Genomic DNA, 11,205 nt, shown 5'->3' on the forward strand with positions numbered 1-11,205 from the left:
ACCTGCCGGAACCCCCCAGCGTGGGTCACGTCACGGGACGGCAGTGTGAGGAACCGCCGCCGGAACCGCTGGACGAGTGGGAGGTTCGCACCTCTCCTCGCGCCCGGGAGCACGCCTAGTGTCGATCCGTGTCACCGAGGGAAAGCGAGGACCCATGCCTGTGACCAGGGACAACGACGTCATGGACGGGTTGATGCAGCCGCGGCCGCTCACCATCGCCCACATCCTGGAGCGGGCCGAGCGGCTCTACGCGCACAAGCACGTCACCACGGCGGGCGGCAAGCGGCTCACCTACGCCGAGGTCGCCGAGCACGTCCGCCGCCTCGCCACCGCGCTGGACTCCCTCGGCGTCCCGCGCGGCGCCCGTGTCGGCACCTTCGCCGCGAACACCCGCCGCCACCTGGAGCTCTACCTCGCGCTGCCCGTGACGAAGCGGGTGCTGCACTCCATCAACATCCGCCTGTCCGCCGAGCACCTCGAATACATCGTCAACCACGCCGAGGACGACGTGGTGTGCGTGGACCGGGGGCTGCTCCCCCGGATCTGGCCGAGCGCGGAGCGGATGCCCGGGGTGCGGTACTGGGTGGTGCTGCCGGACGGCACCGGCACACCCGTCCCCGACGACCCGCGCATCCTGGACTACGACGAGCTGATCTCCGGCAGCGAGCCCTTCACGGGTTCGTTCGAGGACGCTTTCACGCTCGCCGACGAGAACCTCGCCGCCGGGCTCTGCTACACCTCCGGCACGACCGGATCCCCCAAGGGCGTCCTCTACAGCCACCGTTCGACGGTCCTGCACTGCCTCGGCACCCTTGCCGCCGGCTTCATCGGCCTCTGCGAAAGCGACGTCGTGATGCCGATCGTGCCCATGTTCCACGCCAACGCCTGGGGCCTGCCCTACGGCGCGATGATGACGGGCGCCGCCCTGGTCCTGCCCGGCCTGTCGGCGGAGCCCGCGCACCTGCTGGGCCTGATGGAGGCCGAGCGCGTGACCGTCGCGGGTGCGGTGCCGACCGTGTGGACGAGCCTGGCGCCGCACCTGAGGGCGCACGACCTGAGCGCCACGCGGTTCCTGCTCGGCGGCGGTTCCGCCGTTCCCACGGCGCTGTCCGAGACCTACCGCGCCGCGATCGGCGTGCCCATCACGCATTCCTGGGGGATGACGGAGGTCAGTCCCGTCGGGGTCATCGGCGGCACGCGCACGCAGCACCGCGACGCGACGGAGGAGGAGCGGGTGGCGGTGCGGTCCGCGCAGGGCCAGCCCCTGCCGCTCGTCAACATCCGCATCGTCGACGTCGAGACGGGCGCCGAGCTGCCGCGCGACGGGAAGGCGGTCGGCGAGCTGCAGGTGGCGGGCCCGTGGGTGGCGGGCGGCTACTTCCGGGTGGACACCCCGGAAAGCTTCACCGAGGACGGCTGGCTGCGCACGGGCGACCTGGCCACCATCGACGCCGACGGGTACCTGCGGCTGGTGGACCGGATGAAGGACCTGATCAAGTCCGGCGGCGAGTGGATCTCCTCGGTCGAACTGGAGGCCGCCATCTCCTCGCACCCCGACGTCGTCGAGGTCGCCGTGATCGCCCGCCCCGACCCGCGGTGGATGGAGCGCCCCGTCGCCTACGTCGTGCTGCGCGACGGGAGCACCGCCACGGCCGGCGAACTGCGGGCGCACATCGAGCCGATGGTCGCGAAGTGGTGGCTGCCGGACGACTTCGTGTTCATGGCCAAGCTGCCCAAGACCGGGACCGGCAAGCTGTCGAAGGCCAGCCTGCGGGACGCGCAACGCATCGCTTGAGCGACAGTCCACTCAGGACTGTGTGCTCGTCCTGAGCTGGTGGAGCCGGAGCCCCAGCCGCAGCTCCAGGTCGTTGCCCTGGCGCCAGTCGGGACCGAGCACCGCGCCGACGCGGTCCAGCCGCTTCAGCAGCGTGTTGACGTGGACGTGCAGGGCGCGGGCGGTCGCCGCGACGTTGGTCTGGTTGGCGTAGTAGGCGCTCAGCGTGTCGACGAGGTTGGTGCCCCGGCGCCGGTCGTAGTCGAGGAGCGCACCGATCGTGTCGGTGAGGAAACGGTCGAGCTCCCCCACCCGGTCGGGGTCGAAAACCATGGCGTACAAGGCATAGCGTCCGGTGGCAGCACCGACGTCGGTGTGCCCGACCGCCCGCATCACCGCCGCGCAGCGACTGGCCAGCGAGAACGCGCGCGCCCAGTCGTGGCCGGACGTCCGCTGCCCGGCGACGACGACGGGCGCGCCCAGTGTGCGGCGGAGCCGTTGGTGCACCTCCCCGGCGGTCCGGTCGGCGTCGTCGCCGGGGAGGATCATCGTGGCCCTGCCGAGGTGTTCGCCGGCCAGCCCCGCGCGGTCGCGGGCGATGTCGTGCAGGTGGCGCGCGAGGTCGGTCGACGGCACCGCCGGGCAGTCGGCGACCAGGACGAGGTCCAGCCGGTCGACGTCGATGTTGCGGGCCCGCGCGCGGGCGCGCTGAGCCGGGCTGATCCCGGGGCTGCCGAGCATGAGCTCGGTCAGGAGCTCCCCGCTCAGCCGCTCACTGGCCTCGGCCACCGCCTGCTCCTTGAGGATGAGCAACCCGAGGATGTGCGTGGCGCGTTCGACCGTGCGCAGGTCCATGCCGTCCGGGGCGTCACCCGTCGCCTTGCGGCACCACACCAGCGCGCCGAGGTAACTGTCGCCCGCCTGGATCGAAGCCACACTGCGGGCGATGCCCGCGCCGTCGACCGCGGTGGTGCAGCGGCCCGTGCGCCGCGCGTCGCGCACCAGATCGGTCAGGTCGGCTTCCGTTGGGGTGCAAGGGTTCGACACGGAATTCCGGCGGGCGACGGCGGCACCGGCGCGGTCCAGGAGCGTGACGTCACCGCCGAGCTGGTCGGCGAGGAGCTGCGCGACGTCGCCCGGTGACCCGCCCTCCAGCACCACGCCGGTCAGCGCCTCGTGCAGCGCCTGCGCGCGCTCCATGACCGCCATGTGGTCTTCGATCCTGCGGTAGGCGATCTGCAGCTCCCGCAAGGCTTTCCGGCTCTCCTCGTAGAGCCGGGCGTTGTCGAGCGCGACCGCGGCGTGGTCGGCGAACGCGGTCAGCAACGCGATCTCGTCCGCGCGGAACGAACGCTCGGAGCGGTCCGCGGCGAACAAGGCACCCACCGCCTCGCCCCGGATGACCAGCGGCACGCCGAGCAACGCGACGAGCCCCTCGGTGGTGACCAGGCGGTCGAAGTCCGGGTCGTGGTCGATGATCGTCGCGGCCGCGTAGTCCCGCACCCAGTGCGGGCTCCGCGAGGCCAGCACCTTGCCGCCCAGCCCCACCCCCGCCGGGATGCACGCGGCGAGGAAGGACGCGGAGATCGTGCCCTCCGAGGCCCTGGCCGACAGCCTGCCGTCCTCGCCGACCAGCGACAGGTAGGTGAAGTCCGTGCCGATCAGCTCGTGGGCGTGGTGCACGATCGACTGCAGGACCTCGTCGAGCTCGCCCAGCGCGGTGAGCGACTTGGCCGTCGCGTACAACGACGCCAGTTCACGCTGCCGCCGGTCGTCGGCCACGATGCCTCCTTCTGGAGGTGGGCGAAAAGCCCACCGGAACGCCGGGAGTTGTGGATGGTCCACACCTCAACCGCAGCCTAGCGGCGCCATACCATGACCGCCATCACTTGCCTGCGCTACCAACGAAGGCGGCACCCATGGCATCCCCACGCACGCAACCCGAAGGCCAGTCAGGCCAGGCCGAAACCGGTCCTCCGCCGATCCGGCGCCGGGCCTCCCGCAAACTGCTCGCGGCAGGACTGGTCGGCAGTTCGATCGAGTGGTACGACTTCTTCCTCTACGGCACCGCGGCCGCGCTGGTGTTCCCCAAGGTCTTCTTCCCGCACTCCTCCGCACTGACCGGCACGCTCCTCGCCTTCAGCACGTTCTGGGCGGGGTTCGTGGCGCGCCCGGTCGGCGGCGTGCTCGCCGGGCACCTCGGCGACAAGTACGGCCGGAAACCCGTCGTGGTCGCCTGCCTGGCGCTGATGGGGGCGGCGACCTTCCTGATCGGCTGCCTGCCCAGCGCGGCGGCGGTCGGCGCGCTCGCCCCGTCGCTGCTGGTCACGCTCCGCTTCGTGCAGGGCCTCGCGGCAGGCGGCCAGTGGGGCGGCATCGTGCTCCTGCTGACGGAGTCCGCGAGCCCGAAACAGCGGGGCTTCGCCGGCACGTTCGGGCAGACCAGCGTGCCCGTCGCCGTGATCATCTCGAACCTCGTGTTCGTCGCCGCCAGCGGTCTCATGCCGGACAGCGCGTTCCTCAGCTGGGGCTGGCGCATCCCGTTCCTGCTCAGCGTCGTGATGTTCGCGGTGGTGCTCTACATCCAGACCAAGGTGGAGGACACCCCGGAGTTCCGCGAGCTGCAGCGGGAGGTCGCGAAGCCCGACGCGCCGGTGGTGCGGGCGCCGCTGGCGCAGGTCATCCGCCGCAAGGGCGGCACCATCCTCCTCGGCTGCGGGCTGCTCTCGGCGACCAACAGCCTGTTCTACGTCAGCATCTCCGGGCTGCTGAGCTACGGCACGGGCAAGCTCGGCCTGCAGCGCAACCCGTTGCTCGCGGTCGTGCTGGCCGCTTCCGTGGCGATGCTCGTGACGATCCCGTGGTCGGGGCACCTCTCGGACAAGCTGGGCCGCCGGCCGCTGATCCTGATCGGTGGCCTCGGGGTCGCCGCGTGGGCCTTCCCGTACTTCGGGCTCGTCAACACCAAGTCGCTGCCGCTGATCTTCGTCGCGGTGGCGGTGGGTTTCGTGTTCCAGTGCCTCACCTACGGCCCGATCGCGAGCTTCCTCGGCGAGCTGTTCGCCCCGAACGTCCGCTACTCGGGCGCGTCGCTGTCGTACCAGCTCTCGGCCATCATCGTCAGCGGTGGCACGCCGTTCCTGATGACGGCGCTCATCGCCGAGACCGGGAGCACGGTGGCGGTGGCCGCGTACATCATGGCGATGGGGCTGATCACCTTCGTCAGCGCGTGGTTCCTGCCCGAGACGAACCCCGCCGAGGTGCGCGCCGATCCGCTGGCCGTGCCCGGCACCCACCTCTACGACGGGAAGGGGCTGGCGTGAGCGGCACCAGGATGCGCCGCCTCGGCGTGGTGGCGGCCGTGGTCCTGTCGGCGGCCGCCGTCGTCCCCGGCGCGGACGCCACGACGGCTTCGGCGACACCGGTCTGCGAAGGTCTGGACCACCTGCGGATCCCGGCGTCGGTGATGAGCCTGCCGACGACCGGCGGCGAGGTCGAAGCGGTTTCGGTCAAGACGAGCGTCGTCAGCGGCCAGACCGTCCAGTACTGCCAGGTCGACGCGGACCTCTTCCCCGTCGATCCGGCCGCGCCGCACATCAAGATGCGCGTCGCCCTGCCCTACGGGTGGAACCACAAGGCGCTGATGTTCGGCGGTGGCGGGTACAACGGCACCATCCCCGACCTGGCGTCGAACGTCCCGTTCGGGCCCGCGGACCAGCCCGCCCCGCTCGCCCGCCGCTACGCGACCTTCGCCAGCGACTCCGGGCACCAGCAGAACCCGGCTGTCCCGCCGTCGCTGGACGGTTCTTTCGGCGTGAACGACGAGGCGGTGCGCAACTTCTCCGCCGGAGACGCGCTCAAGAAGACGCGTGACGCGAGCCTGTTCCTCATCCGGCACGCCTACCACGCGACGCCCCACGAGATCTACTTCGCGGGCGGTTCGACCGGCGGCCGCGAAGCCCTCAACGTCGCGCAACGGTGGCCGGACGCCTTCGACGGCGTCATTTCCGGTTATCCCGCGTGGAACAACCTCGCCGAGGTCCTCGATCTCGGCTACCTGACGCAGGTCCTGTCCCGGCCGGGCGCCTTCCCCGGTCCCGAAAAGCAGACCCTCCTCTACAACAAGGTGATCGACGCGTGTGACGGCCTCGACGGGCTCAAGGACCGGGTCGTCTCCAACCCCGACGCCTGCCGGTTCAACCCGCGCACGCTCCGGTGCCCGGGCGGCGCCGACACCGGACCGGGCTGCCTTTCGGACCCGCAGATCGACGCCGTGATCGCCATGTCCACGCCGTTCCGGTGGCCGTACCGGGTCGCCAGCGGCGAAACGCAGTACCCCGGCTTCCCGTTCCTGTCCGGGGCGGACATGAGGACCCCGTTCCTCGGCTTCGGCACGACCGCGCCGGCGAACCCGATGCCGGTGACGAGCGGCTACGGCATGCAGTACTGGGACCAGTGGGTCAAGTACTTCCTGACCAGGGACCCGCAGTACAACTCGCTGGACCTGGATCCCCGTAATCCCGGGAAGTGGCTCGGCCGGATCAGCTACCTGTCCACGATCCAGGACCGCAACAACGCCGACCTGCGCCCGTTCGCCCGCGCGGGCGGGAAACTGCTGCTGCTCCACGGCGCCGCGGACGAGCTGGTCTCCCCCTTCGCCACGAACGACTACTACGAGCGCGTGCGTGACGTGGTGGGCCCGGGGCAGACCCGCGGGTTCCTGCGGTACTACGTCGTGCCCGGGGCGAACCACGCCAACTTCGGCACCCCGGCGTTCGCGGCGGGCTGGGACTCGCTCACCGCACTGGAACGGTGGGTCGAAAAAGGACAGTCACCGGTGAACCCGGTGGTGACCGACCTGGCCCACAACCGCACCCGTCCGCTGTGCGAGTTCCCGGCCTGGCCGCGCTACCGCGGCGGAAACCCGGACAGCGCCGCGAGTTTCACCTGCGCCCGCTGAAGAACCGGAGATCAGGAGCCGACCTGCGCGGGCTCACGCTCGTGCAGGAAGGCGCCCTGTTCGCGGAGTTCCTGGCGGATCTCGCCGACGTCGAGCGCCCGGGGCGCGACCCCGGACCGCGCGGCGAGACCCGCCGCGGTGCCCGCCGCGTGCCCGGTCATCCAGCACTGCGGGATCTCCCGCATGAACGCCTGGGTGGTGGCGTCGCTGGCGACGTGCCTGCCGCCGACGACCACGCCGTCGAGGCGTTCCGGCACGAGCGCGCGGTAGGGCACGGAGATCGTCGGGAACTTCTGCGAAGGCGACGGTGACACGCCGATCTCGTCGGGGTGCCGCACCCCCGCCCGCCATTCCTCGGCGGTCATGGGGTGCAGCCCGGCGAGGCGGCGGGTCATCCGCACGCCGATCTGCGGTGCGGCGAGCATGATCCAGGCGTTCTCGAACCCGGGTGCCTCCCGGCGGAAGAAGTCCAGGTGCGCCACCATGCGGCGGCGCGATTCCAGCTCGACCGTGCTGAGGTCCTCGACGTCGAGCCCGCTGTAGCCGGACATGCGCGGGCCCATGAAGACGACGACGTCGTCACGCCAGCCGACGTGCGGGGTGTCGAGGTAGCCGAGCAGCTCGCGGCCGCGGTTCATCAGCTCCTGGTGCGCGGAGGGGTTGTCGCGCTTGAACTCCAGCCACCGCTGGAAGTCCACCCCGGTCCAGGTGAAGGCGGTGTTGATGCAGTGCTGGACGTTGCCGCCCGTGCCGTCCTTCCGCGCGTCGGTGACGAAGGCGCCGCCGGCCTGGGCGACCACGTCGAGGTCGCCGGTCGCGTCCACGACGACCTTGGCGAGGATCGCGCGGCGGCCCTGCTTGCTCTCGAAGATCATGCCCCGGACGGCGCCGTCCTCGGTGATCGCGGCGACGGCCCAGGAGTGCAGCAGCACCCGCACCCCCTCGCCGACGAGCAGCTCGTGGGACACGATCTTGAGCCACTCGGGGTCGATCATCGGCGAGCGGCAGACGGTGTCGCGGAACGCGGACAGCCGCTCGCGCCAGTACGCGACGTGGCCGGGGTCGGTGGAGCCCCACAGCTCCGGCCCGGGCCCGGCGACGGCTCCCTCGGGCAGCCGGTCGAGCAGCTCGGCGCCGATGCCCGCGATGACGGGGGTGCCGCTCCAGTCGGTCATCCGGTCGATCCAGATGACCAGCCCGCCCGCGGAGAGGCCGCCGAGGTCGCCGTACCGCTCGACGAGGGTCACCCGCTGCCCGAGCCGCGCGGCCGCCACCGCCGCCGCCGTACCGGCCGGTCCCCCGCCGACGACGAGGACGTCGGTCTCCTCGTGCACCGGGATCTCCCGCGCGGGCTCGGTGATCGTGGCGACGGAGGGCGCGGCCGGGGCCGGCGAATGCGGCCGGTCCGCCAGGCCGCCGTCGGTGAACAGGGGCCTGGTGGTGGAGAAGTAGCTCTCGGCGTCGCGTTCGCGCTGCGGCTGGTCCATTCCCCCTTCGTAACCAGCGGCGGGCAGCGGGGTCAACGGAATGTTTGCCGTGCGGAAGTATTTTTTTTCAGGGCGCGGTGGACGCCGCCGACCAATCGCGGCTCCGGCGATGGTGGATGGGGCGGCGCCCCAGGCCGCGAAGTCCGCGGCGCTCGCCGCCCGCCCCGGCGGCCCAGCCCGGGCTGCCGGGGACGGCGCCCCACCCCCTCAGGCCGCGAAGTCCGTGGCGCCCGCGGTCTCCGCGGTGGCGTCCAGGTTCTCCCGCAGGGCTTCGACCTTCGCGGTGGCGTAGGCGTGTGCGTCCGAGCCGAGCAGCTGGCGGAGCGGGCCGCCGCCACCACCGACCACGCGCCCGATGATCGCCTCCGCGCCCTTCACCGGGTCGCCCAGCTGGGTGCCCTGCAGCTTCAGGTGGTTCTCCGTCATCTCCCGCAGGGCCGGGTACGCGTCCGTCGTCTCGGTGGGCAGCGCGAGGGAGTCCCTGGTGAGGAAGTCCGTGCGGAAGTAGCCGGGCTCGACGAGGGTCACGCCCACCCCGAAGCCGCCGACCTCCCCGGCGAGCGCCTCGGTGAGGCCCTCCAGCGCGAACTTGCCTGCGCAGTACAGCCCCCACCCGGGCATGGCCGTCAACCCGAGCACCGACGACACGTTCACGACGTGCCCGCCGCGCTGCCGCCGCTGGATCGGCAGCGTCGCGCGCAGCACGTTCCACACGCCCACCACCTGCACGTCGAGCATGTCACGGACATCGCGGGCAGTCGTCTCCTCCACCGCCGCGAGGAAGCCGTAGCCCGCGTTGTTCACCACCACGTCGAGACCGCCGAAGCGCTCGGTGGTGCGCTGGACAGCCTGCCGCACCTCCTCCTCGTCACGCAGGTCCACCCGAAGCGGCAGCAGCCGCGCGGTGTCCACCCCGTCGCCGAGGGCCGACACCAGCCGCTCGCGAGACCGGGTCGTCGCGGCGACGTGGTCACCCCGCCGCAGCAGCTGCCGCACCAGCTCCAGGCCGAGGCCACGGGAGGTGCCCGTCACGAACCAGGTCGCGGGTCGATCCGCCGGAAAGCTCATGGTCGTCCTTCGCTCACGATTTCGCTGACGCGCCACCGGGTTCTCCGCGGTGGCGTGCTTCCAGCTTGATCGACCACGACCCGCCGCGGGGGCGCATCTCGCGCCCTCCGCTGCCTAGGACTCGCAGGTCCAGGCGGGCTCAGTCCGGTTCGGTGAGCGCCGCGCGGCGGGTGTCCCCGCCACCCAGTTCCTCGGTGATCGCCCTGGCGGCGCGCAGCAGCGCCTCCTCGGTGTCCACCGCCTGCTCCGGCAGGGACGACGTGGTGCCCACCAGCGCCACCGTGGCGGCGACGTCGTGCTCGTCGAAGACGGCCGCCGCCAGCACCACCCCGTCGATCGCGGGCACCGCGATCCGGCTGAGGCCGCGGGCCCGGCACGCCTCCAGCTGGCCTTCGAGCTTCGCCCGCGCCTCGGCCGGAATCCCGCCGAGGTACCGCTTGACCCGCTCCTCGTCCCTGAACAACGCCATGAACAGCCGCGTCTGCGCGGAGTCGGGGCCGAGCGTCGACCCGATCCGCACGGTGATCAGGATCGGGTGCGTGCCGGCCTCGGACACCAGCGACACCACCGGGCCGGACGCGCCCCACAGCGACAGCACCACCGACAGGCCGGTCTCGACCGACAGCGCGTCCATGTGCCGCGGGGCGACGTCCAGCACCCGGCGCTGCCCCTGCGCGACGGCGCCGAGCTGCAGCAGCAGCCTGCCCGGCATGTACGCCGTCGCGTCCCCGGGCGCGCGCTCGAGGATCTCGTCCAGCACCATCGAGCTGAAGTAGCGGTGCAGCGTGGTCCGGTTGAGGCCGATGCTGGCGGCCGCCTCCGCGACCGTGACCTGGGGCTTGTTGAGCGTGAACAACCGCAGGATCTCGGCCAGGCGGTGCACCGCCTGGATGTCCCCGGTGCCGCCCCCGCTCGTCACGAGCCCACTCCCTCACGTCGGTCCACGCGAGTCGGACTATACCGAGCGGGTCAGCGCTCCAGCAGCTGACCGGCGTTGCCCCCCGTCATCGCCTTGATGTCGTCGTGCGCGACGCCCTCGTCCAGCAGCGCGCGCACCATCCGCCGGTAGGCGGTGACCGGCAGCGGGTTGCCGCGCTGCCCCAGGTCGGAGGAGAAGATCGTGTGCGCGGGGCCGGCCTCCCGGTAGAACTCCGCGATCCTCGCGAAGGGCCGTTCCTTCGGCTCCCGCCCGGTCAGCATCGCCAGGCAGTGCTCGACGAACGCGCCCTGACGGCACCACTTCCCGATCCGCTCCGGCTCGGCGCCGAGCACGAAATCGGGGTGGCTGATCACGATCCGGCTCACGCCCGCTTCGAGCGCGGCCGGGATGAGCACGTCGATCTCGGCGGCGGGCAGGTGCCCGCAGTTGAGGATCGCGGACTCGGCGGCGATCACGTCGAGGATGTCGCGCGCGGCGGCGTTGAGCCCACCTTCCTCGTCGACGACCGTGATCGGCTCGTTCTCCCGCAGCGGGACCCCGGCGACCGGGAACCCGCTGTGGTTGTGCGCGTGGAACTCCAGGTGCGCCCGCGACGCGATGGTCGGGAACCACACCACGCGCCCGCCCATCCGCAGTGCCAGTTCGACGGCGTAGGGGTTGAGCCCGCCGACGGTGCGGTTGAGCGCGATCCCGCCGTACACCTTCACCGGCACGTCCGCCAGCCCGGCCTGCTCCAGCGCCAGGATGTCGGTGACCATGCTGTGGTGGTGCGATTTCGCCACCAGCGCACGGAATCCGGCCGTCGCCGCGTCCCTCGCGGCGTCCATTATGGACATCCGGCGCGGGAAGGGGCTGGGGCCGGGGTGGGTGTGCAGGTCCACGGCGCCGGTGAGCAGCTCGTCCACCTCCGGGTCGGGCCGCAGCCGGTCCGCGTCCAGCTGCGGGTCCAGGAGTTCGCTCACGGTCTGGGTCATCG

The 11,205-nt window shown here is 71.8% G+C and carries 8 protein-coding genes; 3 read left to right on the top strand and 5 right to left on the bottom strand.

Annotation, left to right across the window (positions count from 1 at the left end):
* The first annotated feature begins 154 nt into the window (after window positions 1–154).
* Window positions 155–1,795, top strand: coding sequence for a long-chain fatty acid--CoA ligase (locus tag ABFX51_RS18885; RefSeq protein ID WP_346054380.1), 1,641 nt, complete (start codon window positions 155–157; stop codon window positions 1,793–1,795).
* A gap of 12 nt (window positions 1,796–1,807) precedes the next feature.
* Here ABFX51_RS18885 and ABFX51_RS18890 read toward each other — a convergent pair whose 3' ends face one another.
* On the bottom strand, window positions 1,808–3,556 hold the full coding sequence (locus tag ABFX51_RS18890) for a helix-turn-helix domain-containing protein (RefSeq protein WP_346054382.1): 1,749 nt from the start codon (window positions 3,554–3,556) through the stop codon (window positions 1,808–1,810).
* A 137-nt stretch (window positions 3,557–3,693) separates the two neighbouring features.
* Here ABFX51_RS18890 and ABFX51_RS18895 point away from each other — a divergent pair, with 137 nt between their 5' ends.
* Window positions 3,694–5,097, top strand: coding sequence for an MFS transporter (locus ABFX51_RS18895; protein ID WP_346054383.1), 1,404 nt, complete (start codon window positions 3,694–3,696; stop codon window positions 5,095–5,097).
* A gap of 11 nt (window positions 5,098–5,108) precedes the next feature.
* Window positions 5,109–6,734: a tannase/feruloyl esterase family alpha/beta hydrolase gene (locus tag ABFX51_RS18900; RefSeq protein WP_428832484.1), complete on the top strand. Its 1,626-nt coding sequence runs from the start codon at window positions 5,109–5,111 to the stop codon at window positions 6,732–6,734.
* Window positions 6,735–6,745: 11 nt separating this feature from the next.
* Here ABFX51_RS18900 and ABFX51_RS18905 read toward each other — a convergent pair whose 3' ends face one another.
* From ABFX51_RS18905 to ABFX51_RS18920, 4 genes are all read right to left on the bottom strand, one after another.
* Window positions 6,746–8,221 (bottom strand): FAD-dependent oxidoreductase, encoded by a 1,476-nt coding sequence (locus ABFX51_RS18905; protein WP_346054385.1) that lies wholly within the window; start codon window positions 8,219–8,221, stop codon window positions 6,746–6,748.
* A gap of 207 nt (window positions 8,222–8,428) precedes the next feature.
* On the bottom strand, window positions 8,429–9,289 hold the full coding sequence (locus tag ABFX51_RS18910) for an SDR family oxidoreductase (protein ID WP_346054386.1): 861 nt from the start codon (window positions 9,287–9,289) through the stop codon (window positions 8,429–8,431).
* 139 nt (window positions 9,290–9,428) lie between these two features.
* Entirely contained in the window at window positions 9,429–10,208 is a 780-nt protein-coding gene (locus ABFX51_RS18915) for an IclR family transcriptional regulator (protein WP_091507228.1), read from the bottom strand.
* Window positions 10,209–10,258: 50 nt separating this feature from the next.
* Window positions 10,259–11,203: a DUF6282 family protein gene (locus ABFX51_RS18920; protein ID WP_346054388.1), complete on the bottom strand. Its 945-nt coding sequence runs from the start codon at window positions 11,201–11,203 to the stop codon at window positions 10,259–10,261.
* Window positions 11,204–11,205 lie beyond the last annotated feature (2 nt).

This window comes from Amycolatopsis dongchuanensis (genome assembly GCF_039542405.1).
Lineage (GTDB): Bacteria > Actinomycetota > Actinomycetes > Mycobacteriales > Pseudonocardiaceae > Amycolatopsis_E > Amycolatopsis_E sacchari.

Excerpts from the sequence above, each read along its gene's own strand:
- ABFX51_RS18900 (WP_428832484.1), top strand. The coding sequence starts at position 5,109 with ATGCGCCGCCTCGGCGTGGTGGCGGCCGTGGTCCTGTCGGCGGCCGCC.
- ABFX51_RS18905 (WP_346054385.1), bottom strand. The coding sequence starts at position 8,221 with ATGGACCAGCCGCAGCGCGAACGCGACGCCGAGAGCTACTTCTCCACC.
- ABFX51_RS18885 (WP_346054380.1), top strand. The coding sequence starts at position 155 with ATGCCTGTGACCAGGGACAACGACGTCATGGACGGGTTGATGCAGCCG.
- ABFX51_RS18920 (WP_346054388.1), bottom strand. The coding sequence starts at position 11,203 with ATGACCCAGACCGTGAGCGAACTCCTGGACCCGCAGCTGGACGCGGAC.
- ABFX51_RS18910 (WP_346054386.1), bottom strand. The coding sequence starts at position 9,289 with ATGAGCTTTCCGGCGGATCGACCCGCGACCTGGTTCGTGACGGGCACC.
- ABFX51_RS18895 (WP_346054383.1), top strand. The coding sequence starts at position 3,694 with ATGGCATCCCCACGCACGCAACCCGAAGGCCAGTCAGGCCAGGCCGAA.